The following is a 16,427-nucleotide window of genomic DNA, read 5'->3' on the forward strand; positions in this document are numbered from 1 at the left end:
GCGTCGAGCGTAGGGGTTCGCGCGCTCATCGCTGCTTCCCCGACACCTCGCCGATCGCCGCGTCGAGGATGGCCAGGCCCTCGCGCGCCTCGTCGGGCGTGATGGTGAGCGGCGGCACGACGTGGATGCGGTTGAAGTTGGCGAAGGGCAGCATCCCCCTGCGCCGGCACGCGGCGAGGATCGCATTCATCTCCGGGCTGCTCGCACCGTACGGCGCCAGCGGCTCGCGGGTCGCGCGGTCGGCCACCATCTCGACAGCCCAGAAGGCGCCGGTGCCGCGCACCTCGCCGATCCACTCGTGGCGCGCGGCCAGCTCCGCGAGCCCGGGCCCGAGGACCTCGTCACCGAGCCGTGCGGCCAGCTCCACGACAGCGTCGGCCTCCATCGTCTCGATGGTGGCGACCGCCGCGGCACAGGCCAGCGGGTGGCCGGAGTAGGTCAGGCCGCCGGGGTAGACCCGGTCGTCGAAGGTGCGCTGGATCGCCCCGCTGATCGCGACGCCGCCGAGCGGGACGTAGCCGGAGTTCACGCCCTTGGCGAAGGTGAGCAGGTCGGGCACGACCTCGCCGTCGGTGGCGCCGTGCTCGATCGCGAACCACTTCCCCGCGCGGCCGAAGCCCGACATCACCTCGTCGGCGATGAGCATGATCCCGGACCGGTCGCACAGCTCGCGCACGCCGGCGAGGTAGCCCGGCGGCGGCACCATGATGCCGGCGGTGCCGGGGATCGACTCCAGCATGACCGCCGCGATCGTGGCCGGGCCCTCGAGCGCGATCACCTGCTCGAGGTGGGCGAGCGCGCGCTGGCACTCCTCGTCCTCGGTCCTGGCGGCGAAGGCGCTGCGGTAGAGGAAGGGCCCGAAGAAGTGGACCGTGCCCGTCGAGCCGTGGTCGCTGGCCCACCGGCGCGGGTCGCCGGTGACGTTGACCGCGAGGTGGGTGCCGCCGTGGTAGCTGCGGTAGGTCGAGAGCACCTTGTGGCGGCCGGTGTGCAGCCGGGCCATCCGGATGGCGTGCTCGTTGGCGTCGGCTCCGCCGTTGGTGAAGAAGACCCGGTCCAGGTCGCCCGGCGTGTGCGAGGCGATGAGCCGCGCCGCCTCCGAGCGGGCGCCGTTGGCGTGGCCCGGGGCGACCGTGCAGAGGGTGGCGGCCTGCTCCTGGATCGCCGCGACGATGCGCGGGTGCTGGTGGCCGAGGTTGGTGAACACCAGCTGCGAGGTGAAGTCGAGCAGCCGGTTGCCCTCGCCGTCCCAGACGTGGGAGCCCTCGGCCTTCGTCACGACCATCGGGTCGAGCGCGGCCTGGGCCGACCAGGAGTGGAAGACGTGGCGACGGTCGAGCTCGTAGGCCCGCGCCGGGTCGTCGAAGGTGCGTACGCCGCTCCGGGCGGCCGTGGTGTCAGACATTGCGGGGGAATCCCAGCTCGAGGCCGCCCTCGGGACGGGCGGCGGGGTTGATCCAGCGGGTGGTGACGACCTTGGCGCGGGTGAAGAAGTGCACGCCCTCGGTGCCGTGGGCGTGGGTGTCGCCGAAGAGCGAGCGCTTCCAGCCGCCGAAGGAGTAGTAGGCCACCGGCACCGGGATCGGCACGTTGACGCCGATCATGCCGACCTCGACGTCGTTCTCGAAGCGTCGTGCCGCACCGCCGTCGTTGGTGAAGATCGCCGTGCCGTTGCCGTAGTCGTTGCTGTTGACCAGCGCGACCGCCTCGTCGTACGACGCCACCCGCACGACCGAGAGGACCGGGCCGAAGATCTCCTCGCGGTAGATCTCCATGTCGGGGGTGACGTGGTCGAAGAGCGTGGGTCCGAGCCAGAAGCCGTCCTCGGCACCGCGAGCCTGCACGTCGCGACCGTCGACGACGACCTTGGCCCCGGCCGCCTCGCCGGAGTCGATGAGGCCGGCCACCCGGTCGCGGTGGGCACGGGTCACCAGGGGACCCATGTCGGCCTCCCTGGCCGCCTCGCCGTCCTTGCCGGCGGCCTCGGTGGCGCTCGTGCCACCGTCGCCGATCAGCAGCGTGCGGGTGCGCTCGGCGATGCGGGCGACGAGGTCGTCGGCCACCGGCTCGACCGCGACGAGCACGCTGATCGCCATGCAGCGCTCGCCGGCCGAGCCGTAGCCGGCGTTGACCGCGGCGTCGGCGGCGAGGTCGAGGTCGGCGTCGGGCAGGACGACCATGTGGTTCTTCGCGCCGCCCAGGGCCTGCACGCGCTTGCCGTGGCGGCTGGCCTGCTCGTAGACGTACTGCGCGATCGGGGTGGACCCGACGAAGCTGATCGCGGCCACCTCAGGCGACTGCAGCAGCGCGTCGACGGCGACCTTGTCGCCCTGGAGGACGTTGAAGACGCCGTCGGGCAGGCCGGCCTCCTTCCACAGCTCGGCCAGCCAGAGCGCCGCGGACGGGTCCTTCTCGCTCGGCTTGAGGACCACCGCGTTGCCGGCCGCGATGGCGACCGGGAAGAACCACATCGGCACCATCGCCGGGAAGTTGAAGGGGCTGATGATGCCCACCACGCCGAGCGGCGAGCGCTTGGAGTGCACGTCGACGCCCGACGACGCGCTGTCGCTGTGCCCGCCCTTGAGCAGGTGGGAGATGCCGCAGGCGAACTCCACGACCTCCTGGCCGCGGGCGATCTCGCCGAGCGCGTCGGAGTGCACCTTGCCGTGCTCGGCGGTGATCAGGTGGGCGAGCTCGCCCTTGCGGCTGTTGAGCAGCTCGCGGAAGGCGAAGAGCACCTGCGTGCGAGCAGCCAGCGAGGCCTCCCCCCACGCCTTGGCGGCGCGCGACGCGGAGGCGATGACGGCGGCGGCGTCCGCCTCGTCGGCCAGCGCGACCCGGCCGGAGACCTGGCCCGTGGCGGGGTTGGTGACGTCGGCCCACCGGTCGGAGGCGCCGTCGAGGCGACGGCCGTCCGCCCAGTGCGTGATCGAGGTGGTCATGCGGGTGCTCCCTGGCTGGTGTGGGGCGGACGGCTCCATCCTCGCCGCCCCGACCGCGCACGGCGCCCGACGATCCGTCGGATCGCCGCCTCGAGGTCGACGCCTTGTCGCTGCTCCCCGCTGCGCGGCCGTCAGGAGTCGAAGCCGAGCCCGACCGCGTCGAGGGCGCGCAGCCACGGGTCGCGGTGGCCCTGCCGGTGGTCGGCGCGGTCGAGCGAGCGGCGCGTGAGGTTGATGCCGATCGCGGCGGCGGGCTCGGGCGGGAAGGGCAGCGGACGACGCCGCACCATCTCGAGCTCGGTGCGCTCGGTCCGCTCGTGCGCCAGCAGGTCGAGCAGCACCTCGGCCGCGAAGCGGGTGGCGCCGACCCCGAGCCCGGTGAACCCGGCGGCGTACGCCACCCGGTCGCGGTGCGCGAGTCCGTAGAACGCGGCGAAGCGGGTGCACGTGTCGATGGCGCCTGCCCAGCGGTGGGTGAAGGAGAGGCCCTCGAGCTGCGGGAAGGTGGCGAGGAAGTGCGAGGCGAGCCGCGTGAAGCTCTCGGGCCGGTCCTCGTAGTGGGCCTTCAACCGTCCGCCGAGGTGGTAGACGGCGTCGTAGCCGCCGTAGAGGATCCGGTCGTCCGCGGTCAGCCGCGAGTAGTGGAACTGGTTGGCCAGGTCGCCGAGCCCCTCGCGCCCGGACCACCCGATCGAGGCCCGCTGCTCGGGGGTCAGCGGCTCGCTCATCAGGACGTAGTCGTAGACCGGGACGGTCATCGCGCGGGCGCGGCGCAGCAGCGAGGGGAAGACGTTGGTCGCGAGCACCACGCGGTCGGCCAGCACCGTGGCCCGCGCGGTCTCGACGCGCACCGCACCGGAGGCGTCACGCGACAGCCCCTCCACCGCGGAGCCCTCGTGGACCTCCACCCCCAGCTCGCGGGCGACCCGCGCCAGCTCGTGCGCGAGCCGCGCCGGGTGGACCATCGCGGCCTCGTCGGCGACCTTGCGGCCACCGAGGAAGAGCGGGCTGTCGACGAGCGCCCGGACCCCCGCGGCGTCCAGCCGGTCGGGCCCGAGCCAGTCGAGCTCGTGCTCCTCGACGGCGGCGTGGACGACCCCGGTGCGCTCCCACTCACAATCCAGGTCCCAGGACGCCACGTCGGCCTCGAAGGCGTCGAGGTTCTGTCGGCCGAGCCGGTCCAGGACGTCGTACTCGTCGGGCCAGCGCGCCCGCCCGTTGGCCTCGCCGTGCGTGATCGAGGCCTCGCAGAAGCCACCGTTGCGACCCGACGCCGCCCACCCGATGCGCTGCGCCTCGAGCAGCACGACGTGCCGGCCCGGGTCGCGCCGCTTGGCCAGCACGGCCGTCCAGAGGCCGAGGTAGCCGCCACCCACGACGACCAGGTCGGCCCGGGTCGAGGCGGCCAGCGGCGTCGCCGCGGGCACGTCGTGGGAGTCCTCGAGCCAGAAGACGGCCTGCCGTGAGGGCGCCAGCGCCTGCTCGACCAGCCGCGGGTCGGGGGCGTGCCGCTCGTACGCGGTGGGCGCGGGTCGTGCGGGCACGGGCTCGTCTCCGGGGTGGGGCAGCGGCTGCGGTGCTCCGAGTGTGGCGCTCCCGCGTGCGCACCACGGGCGCCAGAACGTCGGGGACCGCGCCCAGAGTGCGACACATCGTCGGAGGAGGTCTGGAACACTCGTGCCATGTCGCAGCTGACCGTCGCCGAAGTGCTGCAGCTCCCCGCCTTCCAGCGGGCCGAGCCGGTGGTGGTCGCCGGCGAGGACGGGCTCGCCCGCCCGATCCGATGGGCGCACGCCACCGAGCAGCGCGACGTGGTGCCCCTGCTGCGTCCCGGGGACCTGGTGCTGACCATGGGGACCGGGCTGCCCGACGACTCCGACGAGAAGGGCTGGCGCCGCTTCGCCGCGGACCTGGCCGAGGCCGAGAGCTCGGGCCTGGTGGTCGAGCTCGGCCGCCGCTGGAGCGACGCCGTGCCGCCCGCGCTCGTGGCGGCCTGCCGCGAGCAGTCGGTGCCGCTGGTCGTGCTCACCCACGAGACCCGCTTCGCGGCGCTGACGCAGGCGATCGGCGAGCGGGTCGTCGACGTCCAGCTCGACGAGCTCGTCGAGGCGCAGCGCGTCCACGAGACCTTCACCGAGCTGAGCTTCGCCCAGGCGGGGCCCGCCGACATCCTCGACGCCGTGTGCCGGTTGACGGGCGGGCCCGTCGTGCTGGAGAACGCCGAGCACCGCCCGCTCGACTTCTTCACCGGCACCGCGCCCTCGGCCGGGTTCCTCGACAACTGGCAGGCGCGCTCGTCGCGCGTCACCATCGCCCGCCGCACCGGCTGGGACGAGCGGCTCGGCTGGCTCGTCACCCGCCTCGGCAGCGACGACCGCGACTGGGGCCGGCTCGTCATCGCCTCCCCGCAGCGGCCCTCGCAGCGGCTGGTGGCGGTCGCGGAGCGCGCGGCGGCGGCCCTGGCGCTGCACCGGTTGCACGACCGCGACCGCGACAACGTCGTACGTCGGGTCCACCTCGAGCTGGTGCAGGGGCTGCGGAGCGACCCGGACGCCCCGGGACTCCTCGAGCGGTGCGAGGTGGCCGGGTTCCCCACGCGACGTCGGCGCTTCCTCGGCCTGGTGGCCCGCCCGCCGCTGGCGAGCCGGGTGCAGGACGCCGCCGAGGTCGTCTCGGCGTTCGTCCGCGCCGCGCACGGTTTGAGGGTGCCGGCGCTGGTGTGCGAGGTGGACCGCGAGGCGCGGGTGCTGCTGTCGGTCCCGGCCACCTCCGACCCCGACGTCGCCGCCGACCGGATCGCCGCGCGGGTGCAGGCGCTCAGCCCGCTGGTGGTGGCCGCCGGCCGGCCCACCGACACCCTCGACGGCATCGACACCTCGCTGCTCGAGGCCGGGCAGGTCGCCGATGCGGTCCCGGCCTCCGACGACGCCTCACCGGTGGTCCACCGCCTCGCCGACCTGCACGTGCGGGGCCTGCTCGCGCTCCTCGGCGACGACGAGCGGATCCGGGTCTTCGCCGAGCGCGAGCTGAGGTCCCTGCGCGAGGCCGACGCGGGACCCGTCGGCCGCGGCAGCCTGCTCCCGGCGCTGCGGGCGCTGCTCGACCACCCGGCGAGCAAGACCGACGCCGCCGCCAGCCTGCACCTGTCCCGGGCAGCGTTCTACGACCGGCTCGCCAAGATCGAGCGTGTCCTCGGGACGGTCCTCGACGACCCCGAGGTGCGGCTGTCCCTGCACCTCGCGCTGCTGGCCGACGATCTGTCGCGATCGCGGTCCTGAGCCGACACCACGTCCCTGCCGACGGCGTCCACGCGGCGGCAGGATCGTCACCATGCAGCGGATGTTGGACGTCGACGAGCCGTGCCGGCTGAGCCCGGTCGAGCCCTCGACGGTCGTCGAGGGTGACCCGTACGCCGGCTCGCGGGCGCTGGCCGCCGTGGCCGGCGCCGAGGTCGGGGTCTGGGAGATGACGCCCGGCACCGCCACCGACGTCGAGGTCGACGAGGTCTTCGTCGTGCTGTCCGGGTCGGCGACGGTCGAGTTCGAGGACGGCACCGTGCTGGAGCTCGGCCCGTCCTCCACCGTCCGGCTCCGCGCCGGCGACCGGACCACGTGGACGGTCCGCGAGACCCTGCGCAAGGTCTACTTCACGGGGATGGAGCCCTGAGGCGGGGCCGCCCCCCTGTCGCGATCCCCGGATATCCGGGGAAAGTGGAGCCTCCCCCGCGAAGTTTCGGGGGCAAGGCTCCAGTTTCCCCGGGTGACCGGGGATCCCTCAGCCGTCGGACAGCACCTCAGAGGTCGAAGATCGTCGTGTGCCAGGGCTTGGCGGCCACGCCGGTGATGTCGGCCATCACGTGCTTGACCTGGGTGTACTCCTCGAAGGAGTAGCTCGACATGTCCTTGCCGTAGCCCGACGCCTTCATCCCGCCGTGCGGCATCTCGGAGATGATCGGGATGTGGTCGTTGACCCACACCGTGCCGGCGTCGATCTCGCGGGCGGCCCGTTGCGCGCGGTAGACGTCGCGGGTCCAGGCCGACGCGGCGAGCCCGAAGGGCACGTCGTTGGCCAGGCGGACCGCCTCGTCGTCGGAGTCGAAGGGCAGCACCGCCAGCACGGGGCCGAAGGTCTCCTCCTGCACGATCTCGCTGTCCTGGGCGGCCCCGACGAGGAGCGTGGGCTCGTAGTAGGCGCCGTCGGCGAGCTCGCCCCCGGGCACCCTGCCGCCGGTGACGGCCGTCGCGCCCGCGGCGACCGCGCGCTCCACCATCGCGGCCACCTTGTCGCGCTGCCGGAAGGACACGAGCGGCCCCTGGTCGGTCGTCTCGTCGGTCGGCGCGCCGAGTCGTACGCGTGACATGAGGTCCGCGACACCCTCGACGAAGGCGTCGAGGCGCGACCGGTGGACGTACGCCCGGGTGGCAGCGGTGCAGTCCTGGCCGGTGTTGATGAGGCTGGCGGCGACGGCTCCCCGGATCGCGGCGTCGAGGTCGGCGTCGTCGAAGACCACGAAGGGCGCCTTGCCGCCGAGCTCGAGGTGGAGGCGGGTGCCGTTGGCGGCGGCGAGGCTGGCGATGTGGCGGCCCACGGCGGTCGATCCGGTGAAGGACGTCATCGCGATCCCCGGATGGGTCACCAGCGCCTCGCCGGTGAGCGGTCCGGGACCGTTGACGACGTTGACGACACCGGCCGGCAGGCCCACGGCGGCGCAGGCCTCGGCCAGCATCAGCGTGGTGAGGGGCGTGTTCTCCGCGGCCTTCAGCACGATCGTGTTGCCCGCCGCGATCGCGGGCAGGACCTTCCACATCGCCATCTGGAGCGGGTAGTTCCACGGCGCGATGGACCCGACGACCCCGAGGGGCTGGCGCCGGATCGTCGAGGTGTGGTCGGCGGAGTACTCCCCCGACGCGTGCCCGTCGAGGCGGCGGGCCGCGCCGGCGAAGAAGGCCACGTTGTCGATCGAGCCGGGCACGTCGAACTCCCGGCTCAGTCGGATCGGTTTGCCCGTCTGCGCGGTCTCTGCCTGCGCCAGCTCCTCCGCCATGCCCTCGAGGTGCGCGGCGAGGGCGACCAGCGCACCGGAGCGCTCGGCGGGAGTGGCGCGCGACCACTCGGCGTACGCCGTCGCTGCCGCCGCGACTGCGGCGTCGACCGTGGCCGGCTCGTCGGCGTGGTAGCGCCAGATCACCTCGCCGGTCGAGGGGTCGACGACCGACTGCTCCGGGCCGGTGCCGGTGCCGGCGACGCCGCCGATCATGTTGCTGGTGTCGGTGCTGGGCTGGGTGGTCACGGTGCGCTCCTCGGGTCCGGTCGGGCCGCGCCCATCCTCGCTCCCGTGCGAGCGGCGCGGCCACCGACGGACCGTCGGGATCGCCGTGCCGGCACGCCGGATCGTCGGCTCAGCGCGGGGGGTGGGGGTGCACCAGGTACCCGCGGCGCCAGGCACGGTGGATGACGACGGCCGCGACGACGGCGCCGGCGGTGCCGAGGGCAAGGTCGCCGAGCGTGTCGGCGTAGGCGAACTCCCGCTCGGTCGAGCGGCTGATGAAGGCGAAGAACTCCGCCACCTCCCACGCGATCGCCACGGTCGCCCCGAAGGCGAGGCAGCGCTCGAGCACACGACCGAAGCCGACGTCGCGGGGCAGGGTCAGCAGGACGAACGCGGCGGCGAGGAGGCCGGTGTTGACGAAGTGCATCCAGTCGTCGAACCACACGACCGTGTCGTAGAGGTCCATCCGGTTGCCGAGGATGTCGGAGAAGCAGGTGATCGTGATGAGGAGGTCGGGCAGCCACGGGAACGACATCCGGTCGCGCCACAGCGTCCACCACAGCACCGGGATCGTGAAGGACACGAGCGGGTAGCCGATGGCCCGCATGCCGGCGGCCTTGTCACGCAGGTTGGCCTGGTCGGGGTAGGCCACCGCGAAGACGAGGAGCAGCACGAGCGCGCCCTTCGCCAGGACGTTGGCGCTCTTGGCGAGCGTGGGCGTCGCGGGATGCTCGATCACTGCCTCGGACACGTGCACCTCGTCTCGTGGCGCCGTGCGGACCGGGCGCGTACGGCGGCCAGTGTGTCACCACGTCGCCTCGTGGCACTCGCGGGCGGGCGTGACCTCCACCTGGAGGGTCGCGTGGTCGATGCCGTGGCCCTCGCGCAGCGTCACCCGGGCGGCACCCAGCACGACCTGCGAGTCGGCGCCGACGCGGAGCACGAGGTGCGCGGTGGCGACGTTCATCCCCGACGTCAGCGTCCAGGCGTGCAGGTCGTGCACCTGCGCGACCCCGGGGACCTGCTCGAGGTCGCGCACCACCGCGGCGAGGTCCACGTCGTGCGGTGCGTGCTGGCCCAGGACGGCCAGCACCTCGCGGCCGAGCACGATCGCGCGCACCGCCACGAACCCGCCGATCGCGAGCGCCACCAGGGTGTCGGCGCTGGTCGAGCCGGTCAGCGCGACGAGGGCACCCGCCACCAGGACGCCGACGCTGCCGGCGGTGTCCGCCACCACCTCGAGGTAGGCGCCGCGCACGTTGATCGACTCCTTCGACCCGCCGCGCAGCAGCGCCAGGCAGACGACGTTGACGAGCAGGCCGAGGGCGCCGACGACCAGCATCGGGCCGGAGGACACCTCGACCACCTCACCCACACGGCGTACGGCCTCGACGACGACGTACGCCGCCACCCCGAGCATCAGCAGCACCGTGAAGCCGGACGCGAAGACCTCGGCGCGGTAGGAGCCGTAGGTGCGGCGACCGGTGTCGTCCCGGCGCGTGGCGATCTTCGTGGCGACCAGGGCCGCGCCGAGCGCCACGACGTCGGCGGCCATGTGGCCGGCGTCGGAGAGCAGCGCCAGCGAGCCACTGACGAGGCCGGCGACGAGCTCGACGAGGAAGAACGACCCGACGAGACCGAAGGCGACGGCGAGGCGCCAGCGGTGCCGGGCGCCGGCGTGGCCGTGCCCGTGTCCTGCGCCCATCAGGATCCTCCGTCGCGACTCGGACGTTCATCGCGGGCGGAGCCGACGGTGAGCACCTCGGACGGGGTGCAGCCGCAACCGTCACCGCAGCACCCGGCGTCGCGGTCTGCCTGCGCCTGCCCCGACACGGGTGCGCAGCAGCCCTCGCCGCGCCATGCCTCGCGCCCTTCCTTGGCGGCGACGACCGCGATGACGAGCCCCGCGAGCGGGTCCGCCCACGACCACCCGAGCGTGGCGTTGAGCACGAGCCCGACCAGCAGCACCGCGGACAGGTAGGTGCACAGCAGCGTCTGGGTCGAGTCCGCGACGACTGCGTTCGACCCGAGCGCACGGCCGGTGCGGCGCTGCGCCCACGACAGGAACGGCATCACCAGCAGTGAGGCAGCGGCCAGTGCGATGCCGACGGGGGAGGCGTCCGGGGCATGGCCGCTGACCAGGGCGCGGACGGACTCGAAGCCGACGTACGCCGCGAGCGCGAAGAACGAGACTGCCATCAGCCGCAGCGCCACGAGCTCGCGCGACTCGGGCAACGGGTGGCGGAACTGCCACAGGATGATCAGGCCGCTGGACACCTCGACCATCGAGTCCAGCCCGAAGCCGACGAGCGCGACGGATCCGGCGACGAGGCCGGCCGTCACGGCGATCACCGCCTCGACGAGGTTGTAGGACACCGAGGCGGCGGCGAGCAGCTGGGCTCGACGGCCCAGCCTGCGTCGCTCGTCAGTGTCGTGGGCTGCTGAGGTGGTCACGACGTGCCGCCGTGGAGCGAGCCGGCGCCGTAGGTCGGGCACAGGGTCACCGCGTCACCGGTCAGCGCGAGCAGCCTCTCGGCCGCGGCGAGCAGGTCCATGACGGTCGCGGGGTGGTTGAGCGACCACATGGAGGCTCGCCCCTCGGGCCGGGAGGAGACCAGTCCGCAGTCCTTGAGGCACGCCAGGTGCTGGGAGACGGTGCTCTGCGCGAGGCCGAGGTGCGCCGTGAGGTCGACGACCCGGTGCTCGCCGAGAGCGAGATGGCGCACGATGGACAGCCGGGAGGTGTCGGAGAACCCGTGGAAGAGGCACGCTGCGGCCGTGAGGCCGTCCGCCACCTCGCGGTCCGGAGCAGCGGCATCAGTCGCTTTCATCGCCATGTGCCGATGATAGGTGGGAGCGCGCGCATCGGTCCAACCCCGACCGACCGGCCCCCGCGGCGCAGCGGCGTACGCGTGACCTAACCTGCGCAGGTGGACAGGCGACTGCTGGCGGACACCCGCCCGCTGGCCAACCCGCACTTCCGCCGCCTCTGGCGGGCCAACATCATCACGGTCATCGGCGCCCAGCTCACGGTCGTGGCCGTCCCGGCGCAGATCTACGCGATGACCGGGTCGTCGGCCTACGTCGGCCTGACCGGCGTCTTCGGGCTGGTGCCGCTCGTCGTCTTCGGCCTGTGGGGCGGTGCGCTCGCCGACGTCTTCGACCGGCGCACGCTGCTGGTCATCACGACGGTCGGCCTGATCCTCACGAGCCTCGGGTTCTGGCTCCAGGCCGCCACCGGCACCGAGGACGTGTGGCTGCTGCTGTCCCTCTTCGCCGTGCAGCAGGCGTTCTTCGCGGTCAACCAGCCGACCCGGTCGGCGCTGCTGCCACGCCTGCTCGGCCCGGAGCTGCTGCCCGCGGCCAACTCGCTCAACATGACCGTCATGCAGGCCGGCGGCATCGCCGGTCCGCTCGTCGGCGGGGCGCTGATCCCGCTGGTCGGGTTCTCCTGGCTCTACCTGATCGACACGATCGCGCTGCTCGCGACCCTCGGCGCCGTCGTACGCCTCCCGCCGCTGCCGGTGATGGGCGTGACGGTGACGCCGGGGATCCGGGCGGTGATCGACGGGTTCCGCTACCTGCGGACCCAGCCGGTGCTGATGATGTCGTTCGTCGTGGACATCATCGCCATGGTCTTCGGGATGCCGCGGGCGCTCTTCCCGGAGATGGCCGACGTCGACTTCGGCGGGCCCAGCGAGGGCGGACTGGCCTTCGCGCTGCTCTTCGCCGCGATCCCCGCGGGCGCGGTGGTCGGCGGCGTGCTGTCGGGCTGGGTGTCGCGCGTGGAGCGGCAGGGCCTCGCCGTGATCGTCGCGATCCTGGTGTGGGGCGTGGCGATGATCGGCTTCGGCGTGGCGGCGATGCTCGCGCCCTTCGCACCCGCGTTCTTCCTCGTCGTGGCGGTCGTGATGCTCGCGGTCGGCGGTGCGGCCGACATGGCGTCCGCCGCCTTCCGCACCTCGATGCTCCAGTCGGCAGCCGCCGACGAGGTGCGCGGGCGGCTCCAGGGCATCTTCATCGTCGTGGTCGCCGGCGGCCCCCGGGTCGCCGACGTGGCCCACGGCGCCACCGCGGCAGCCACCGGGGCCGCGGTCGCGGCGGCCGGCGGCGGCGTACTGGTCGTGGTCTTCACCGTGCTCGCCGCGCTCGCGGTGCCGGCGTTCGTGCGCTACCGGGTGACGCGGGTGTCCTGAGCCGCGGCGTACGCCCGCTGCCGGAGGTTGTCAGGCTCTCCCGCAGGTTGTCAGGGCGTGCAGAGGCCGACAACCCGAGGGATCCCCGGTCAGCCGGGGATCCCCCAGGACGGAGGAGCGGCGGAAGGCCTCAGGCCACGCGACCCTTCGGCGCACCCTCGGCCGTCTTGGCCGGGTCGCTGATCACGACCGAGCCGAGGGCGTCGTCGATGCGCTTCATGACGTCGGCGTCGAGCTTCACCCCGGCGGCCTTCACGTTGTCGGCGACCTGCTCGGGGCGCGAGGCACCGACGAGCGCGGCGGCGACGTTGTCGTTCTGCAGCACCCAGGCGATGGAGAGCTGGGCCATGGTGAGGCCGCAGTCCTCGGCGATCGGCTTCAGGTCCTGCACCGCGGCCAGGGTGTCGTCGTTCATGAAGCGGCTGATCATGTCGGCGCCGCCCTTGTCGTCGGTGGCGCGCGAGCCCTCGGGCAGCGGCTGGCCGGGGACGTACTTGCCGGACAGGACGCCCTGCGCCATCGGGCTCCACACGATCTGCGAGACGCCGAGCTCGGCGGAGGTCGGCACGACCTCGCCCTCGATGACGCGCCAGAGCATGGAGTACTGCGGCTGGCTGGAGATCAGCTGGAAGCCGAGCTCCTTCGACAGCTCCACGCCGGCGCGGATCTGGTCAGCGGTCCACTCGCTGACGCCGATGTATAGCGCCTTGCCCTGGCGGACGATGTCGGCGAAGGCCTGCATCGTCTCCTCGAGCGGCGTCTCGGTGTCGTAGCGGTGGGCCTGGTAGAGGTCGACGTAGTCGGTCTGCAGCCGCTCGAGCGAGCCGTTGATCGACTCCATGATGTGCTTGCGCGACAGGCCGGTGTCGTTCTTGCCGCCGGGACCCGTGGGCCAGTAGACCTTCGTGAAGATCTCCAGCGACTCGCGACGCTCGCCCTTCAGGGCCTCGCCGAGCACGGTCTCCGCCGCGGTGTTGGCGTAGACGTCGGCGGTGTCGAACGTCGAGATGCCCTCGTCGAGCGCGGCGCGCACGCACTGCGTGGCGACGTCGTTCTCGACCTGGGACCCGTGGGTGAGCCAGTTGCCGTAGGTGATCTCAGAGATCTTCAGTCCGCTGTTGCCGAGGTATCGAAACTCCATTCCTCGACACTAGCGGGGCACCCGGAAGGGCGGTCTGCTCAGGGGACGGCCTGCCACTCGCCCGCCTGCACCTCGACGCCGGCGGAGGCGAGGAGGCGTACGGCGTCGGTGAGGGCCTCGGCGACCCTGTCGGGCGCCGGGTGGTTGCCGGTGTCCTCGACGTCGACGACGACCGTGGTCGGGGACGTCGGCTCCACGAGGACCACGCACGAGGTCGCGGCCGCTGCGGCGAGCCACGACATCCACGGGCGGCGCTTCGCGCGGAACCCGTCGTCGGCGGGCGTGCTGCGGAAGCCCTCGTCGACCAGGCACGCCTCGACCTGCCGGAGCGTGGCCTCGACGTCGGTGGTGGTGAGGGTCAGGCGCGGGTGGACGATGCGGCGCGACCAGCGCCGGACGGTCGGCTCAGGCATCGTCGACCTCGCGCCGAGGCGGACGCGTCACGCTCTCGCGCATCCGGTCGAAGGCCTCGTCGCTGTCCTCGACCTCCTCGGCGAGGTCCGGCGGCATCGTCTCGCGCAGCGACTGGAGGTTGGTCCGCGACAGCTCGCGCAGCCGGACCGCCTCGGGCGACTCGTCGCGACCGGAGAAGACGTCGAGCACCGTCGTCTCGCCGGCATCGATGCGCCGCTGCACCCGCTGCCACTCCGGTCCCATCCGGCCGTCGCGGGCCGCGGAGGCGCGCTCGCGGTCGCTGTCGGCGAGCTCGCGCTCGGAGGCGCGCGCCTCGCGCTCCAGGCCGCCGATCAGCGCCTCGAGCCGCGCCAGGACGGGGTCGGCCTGCGCACCCGGATCACTCATGCGGTAGCGCTCTGGCCGAAGCCCGACACCACGTCGGCGATGACCTCGTACTTGTCCATGAGGGCCATCTTGCCCTCTGCGAAGCCCTCGATCGCGGTCGCGATGGTCTCGATGATCGTGTAGATCAGCTTCACCTTCTTCACGATGGCCTCGATGTCGCTGTAGAGCGTCACCGCGCCGACCGCCCAGCCGAGGACCGGCGTCGCCGCCTGCGCGGCCATCTTGAGCAGCTTGTTGACGATGAAGTTCAGCGCCATGCCGATGCCCGTCGCGGCGAGCTTGCAGGCGGTGGAGATGTTCTTGACCAGGTCGCTGGCGTAGCCCATGGCGTACTGCATGCCGAGCGCGCCGCCCGAGACCGACGTCATCGTGGCGCGGAACGAGTGGCCGGAGAGGCCCTCCCAGGTCTGCGCGGTCGAGGCGACCAGGCCGGCGTGGTTGCGGGCCAGGGCGAAGCACGCGTCGCCGCAGTGGCTCCACGCCTCCGAGGCGCGGAAGATCGCCTCCCAGTCACCGGCGAAGGGGTGGTAGATGCAGCGGTCGAGGATCGAGTAGCCGAGGAACTGCTCGGCCACCCAGTCGATGCTGCCGAGGATCGCGCCCGCGCTCCAGCGCAGGTCCTGCACCGGGTTCTCCGGGTTGCTGGGCGCCACGAGGTACGACGTCGCGTCGACCTGCTCGCGCACCGGGCCGCCGTTGCCGAGGTCGCCCACCCGCTCGATGAGCTGGCGGGCGTCGCTCACTCCGTCACCCACGGCACCGACGGTGTCGGCGCCCTTCTCCCAGATGAAGGAGTTGACGTTGCCGTGGTCCCCGCCGGCCGACTCGCCCGCGGCGGGCAGCGTGGGGCCGCGCAGGTCGGGGTAGGGGCCGGTCGGGCCCGCGGCCCCGCCGCACGCACCGAGCTCACCGCCGAGGGTGGTGAAGAAGTCGCTGACGGAGCCGTCCTGGTTGCGGAAGTCGACGGCGGTCTCACCGACGGCCGCAGCGGCGGCCTGCTCCAGCGAGGCCAGTGCGTCCATGGCGTAGCCGGCGGTCTGGACCGCCGCGCGCGAGAGCGGGTCGAAGACCTGGAGCAGCAGTCCGGTGGCATCGCCGATGTCACCCTGGGCCCGGATGTAGGAGGCCATCTGCTGGGCGTGGCCGTGCTGACGCTCGAGCACCTGCTGGGTCAGGGCCAGGGTCTCGTACTTGATGACGATGTCGTTCAACGTCGGTCTCCTTCCGGACGCGGACATCCTTCCGCGTGCCGGTCCGCACCAAACCTCGCGGGCCCGCGGGTTCAGCGCGTGTCGCCTCGCGGCACCGCCGCGAGCCTGCGGTCCAGCCACCCGAACGCGCCGAAGAGCAGCAGGAACAGCGCCGTGATGCCGACGCTGACGACCGCCACCGCGCCCCACCCCTCGGTGCCTGCGTCGAGGAAGGGATAGGGCACCCAGCCGTCGACCTCACCCACCGCCAGGGTCCACACCAGCCAGGCCAGCGGCCAGCACAGGGCGTACGCCGACTCGCGCACGCCGATCCGCGGGCGGGGCCCGACCAGGGCCCAGGCCGCGAGCGCGAGCACCGGTACCACCATGTGCAGCAGCTTGTCGGCGACCCAGTCCGCGCCGTCGAGGTCGAGCAGCGGGCGCAGCAGGAAGAAGTGGACGAGGCCGGTGACGGTGATCCCGACCAGGCCGGCGAGGCGGGCGACGCGCCAGCCCCGGCGGTCCAGGGCCGGTTCGCGCGCGAGGACCGTCGAGGTGAGCGCGACGAGCAGGTTGCTCTGGATCGTGAAGTAGGCGAAGAAGCGGTAGACGCTCTCCGCGCGGCCGGGCGGGTCCTCCTCGACCAGGACCGCCGAGCCGAGCAGCACCAGCACGAGCTGCAGGACCACCGCCGCCCAGGCGACGACGGCCACGACCAGGTGGACCGACCGGGCGCGGGCGACGGTCATGTCAGCAGGTGGCGGTCAGACGGTATGACGTGACCGCCTCGGCGTGAGGGGGTTGCGGGCCGGGGCCTCTCACATGCATGTACGTGGGTTGTCGGGCAGGAGTGGCCTGCTCGACCTATCCACAGGCATAGGAGGCCCC

The 16,427-nt window shown here is 72.9% G+C and carries 16 protein-coding genes; 3 read left to right on the top strand and 13 right to left on the bottom strand.

All coding sequences use genetic code 11. From position 1 onward, the window contains the following. Positions 1 to 25: 25 nt before the first annotated feature. The 3 genes from IRX98_RS19650 to IRX98_RS19660 form a co-directional block, all read right to left on the bottom strand. A complete protein-coding gene (locus IRX98_RS19650) occupies positions 26 to 1,405 on the bottom strand; it encodes an aspartate aminotransferase family protein (RefSeq protein ID WP_224279658.1) in 1,380 nt (459 codons plus the stop codon). Continuing rightward, positions 1,398 to 2,942, bottom strand: a complete 1,545-nt coding sequence (locus IRX98_RS19655) for a CoA-acylating methylmalonate-semialdehyde dehydrogenase (RefSeq protein ID WP_224279660.1) — start codon at positions 2,940 to 2,942, stop codon at positions 1,398 to 1,400. The genes IRX98_RS19650 and IRX98_RS19655 overlap by 8 nt, the downstream gene beginning before the upstream one ends. A gap of 131 nt (positions 2,943 to 3,073) precedes the next feature. Beyond that, on the bottom strand, positions 3,074 to 4,486 hold the full coding sequence (locus IRX98_RS19660; RefSeq protein WP_224279662.1) for an NAD(P)/FAD-dependent oxidoreductase: 1,413 nt from the start codon (positions 4,484 to 4,486) through the stop codon (positions 3,074 to 3,076). Positions 4,487 to 4,624: 138 nt separating this feature from the next. Between IRX98_RS19660 and IRX98_RS19665 the strand changes: the two genes are divergently transcribed. Both IRX98_RS19665 and IRX98_RS19670 read left to right on the top strand, forming a co-directional pair. Continuing rightward, positions 4,625 to 6,220, top strand: coding sequence for a PucR family transcriptional regulator (locus IRX98_RS19665; protein WP_224279663.1), 1,596 nt, complete (start codon positions 4,625 to 4,627; stop codon positions 6,218 to 6,220). Between the two features lie 52 nt (positions 6,221 to 6,272). Continuing rightward, positions 6,273 to 6,608 (top strand): cupin domain-containing protein, encoded by a 336-nt coding sequence (locus IRX98_RS19670; RefSeq protein WP_224279665.1) that lies wholly within the window; start codon positions 6,273 to 6,275, stop codon positions 6,606 to 6,608. A gap of 127 nt (positions 6,609 to 6,735) precedes the next feature. Here the strand turns inward: IRX98_RS19670 and IRX98_RS19675 are convergent, their stop codons facing one another. The 5 genes from IRX98_RS19675 to IRX98_RS19695 all read right to left on the bottom strand — a co-directional run bounded on the left by IRX98_RS19675 (position 6,736) and on the right by IRX98_RS19695 (position 11,048). Continuing rightward, on the bottom strand, positions 6,736 to 8,232 hold the full coding sequence (locus tag IRX98_RS19675; protein WP_224279667.1) for a gamma-aminobutyraldehyde dehydrogenase: 1,497 nt from the start codon (positions 8,230 to 8,232) through the stop codon (positions 6,736 to 6,738). A gap of 109 nt (positions 8,233 to 8,341) precedes the next feature. Then, the gene (locus IRX98_RS19680; protein WP_224279669.1) at positions 8,342 to 8,962 is read right to left on the bottom strand and encodes a DUF2238 domain-containing protein; all 621 of its coding nucleotides are present in this window, start codon (positions 8,960 to 8,962) and stop codon (positions 8,342 to 8,344) included. 54 nt (positions 8,963 to 9,016) lie between these two features. Further along, positions 9,017 to 9,916 carry a cation diffusion facilitator family transporter gene (locus tag IRX98_RS19685; RefSeq protein ID WP_224279670.1) on the bottom strand — a complete coding sequence of 300 codons (900 nt, stop codon included), beginning with the start codon at positions 9,914 to 9,916 and terminating at the stop codon, positions 9,017 to 9,019. Beyond that, complete coding sequence (locus IRX98_RS19690) at positions 9,916 to 10,665, bottom strand: cation diffusion facilitator family transporter (RefSeq protein WP_224279671.1); 750 nt, start codon at positions 10,663 to 10,665, stop codon at positions 9,916 to 9,918. Before IRX98_RS19690 ends, IRX98_RS19685 begins: the two co-directional genes overlap by 1 nt. Continuing rightward, positions 10,662 to 11,048: an ArsR/SmtB family transcription factor gene (locus IRX98_RS19695; RefSeq protein ID WP_372456100.1), complete on the bottom strand. Its 387-nt coding sequence runs from the start codon at positions 11,046 to 11,048 to the stop codon at positions 10,662 to 10,664. The genes IRX98_RS19690 and IRX98_RS19695 overlap by 4 nt, the downstream gene beginning before the upstream one ends. Positions 11,049 to 11,141: 93 nt before the next feature. On the opposite strand from IRX98_RS19695, the gene IRX98_RS19700 reads away from it, so the two are divergent. Next, entirely contained in the window at positions 11,142 to 12,407 is a 1,266-nt protein-coding gene (locus IRX98_RS19700; RefSeq protein ID WP_224279672.1) for an MFS transporter, read from the top strand. Between the two features lie 130 nt (positions 12,408 to 12,537). Here IRX98_RS19700 and IRX98_RS19705 read toward each other — a convergent pair whose 3' ends face one another. From IRX98_RS19705 to IRX98_RS19725, 5 genes are all read right to left on the bottom strand, one after another. After that, entirely contained in the window at positions 12,538 to 13,548 is a 1,011-nt protein-coding gene (locus IRX98_RS19705) for an aldo/keto reductase family protein (RefSeq protein ID WP_224279673.1), read from the bottom strand. A 38-nt stretch (positions 13,549 to 13,586) separates the two neighbouring features. Further along, the gene (locus IRX98_RS19710) at positions 13,587 to 13,961 is read right to left on the bottom strand and encodes a hypothetical protein (RefSeq protein ID WP_224279674.1); all 375 of its coding nucleotides are present in this window, start codon (positions 13,959 to 13,961) and stop codon (positions 13,587 to 13,589) included. After that, positions 13,954 to 14,349, bottom strand: coding sequence for a hypothetical protein (locus IRX98_RS19715; RefSeq protein ID WP_224279675.1), 396 nt, complete (start codon positions 14,347 to 14,349; stop codon positions 13,954 to 13,956). Before IRX98_RS19715 ends, IRX98_RS19710 begins: the two co-directional genes overlap by 8 nt. Further along, positions 14,346 to 15,560, bottom strand: a complete 1,215-nt coding sequence (locus IRX98_RS19720) for a hypothetical protein (RefSeq protein ID WP_224279676.1) — start codon at positions 15,558 to 15,560, stop codon at positions 14,346 to 14,348. Before IRX98_RS19720 ends, IRX98_RS19715 begins: the two co-directional genes overlap by 4 nt. A 71-nt stretch (positions 15,561 to 15,631) precedes the next feature. After that, positions 15,632 to 16,288 (bottom strand): Pr6Pr family membrane protein, encoded by a 657-nt coding sequence (locus tag IRX98_RS19725; protein WP_224279678.1) that lies wholly within the window; start codon positions 16,286 to 16,288, stop codon positions 15,632 to 15,634. Positions 16,289 to 16,427: the final 139 nt, after the last annotated feature.

This window comes from Nocardioides lacusdianchii, from assembly GCF_020102855.1.
Classification (GTDB): domain Bacteria; phylum Actinomycetota; class Actinomycetes; order Propionibacteriales; family Nocardioidaceae; genus Nocardioides; species Nocardioides lacusdianchii.

What these genes read in the sequence shown, in the direction of transcription:
- IRX98_RS19695 (WP_372456100.1), bottom strand. Translation starts at nt 11,048, where the DNA reads ATGGCGATGAAAGCGACTGATGCCGCTGCTCCGGACCGCGAGGTGGCG.
- IRX98_RS19710 (WP_224279674.1), bottom strand. Translation starts at nt 13,961, where the DNA reads ATGCCTGAGCCGACCGTCCGGCGCTGGTCGCGCCGCATCGTCCACCCG.
- IRX98_RS19655 (WP_224279660.1), bottom strand. Translation starts at nt 2,942, where the DNA reads ATGACCACCTCGATCACGCACTGGGCGGACGGCCGTCGCCTCGACGGC.
- IRX98_RS19725 (WP_224279678.1), bottom strand. Translation starts at nt 16,288, where the DNA reads ATGACCGTCGCCCGCGCCCGGTCGGTCCACCTGGTCGTGGCCGTCGTC.
- IRX98_RS19685 (WP_224279670.1), bottom strand. Translation starts at nt 9,916, where the DNA reads ATGGGCGCAGGACACGGGCACGGCCACGCCGGCGCCCGGCACCGCTGG.
- IRX98_RS19670 (WP_224279665.1), top strand. Translation starts at nt 6,273, where the DNA reads ATGCAGCGGATGTTGGACGTCGACGAGCCGTGCCGGCTGAGCCCGGTC.
- IRX98_RS19705 (WP_224279673.1), bottom strand. Translation starts at nt 13,548, where the DNA reads ATGGAGTTTCGATACCTCGGCAACAGCGGACTGAAGATCTCTGAGATC.
- IRX98_RS19665 (WP_224279663.1), top strand. Translation starts at nt 4,625, where the DNA reads ATGTCGCAGCTGACCGTCGCCGAAGTGCTGCAGCTCCCCGCCTTCCAG.
- IRX98_RS19650 (WP_224279658.1), bottom strand. Translation starts at nt 1,405, where the DNA reads ATGTCTGACACCACGGCCGCCCGGAGCGGCGTACGCACCTTCGACGAC.
- IRX98_RS19715 (WP_224279675.1), bottom strand. Translation starts at nt 14,349, where the DNA reads ATGAGTGATCCGGGTGCGCAGGCCGACCCCGTCCTGGCGCGGCTCGAG.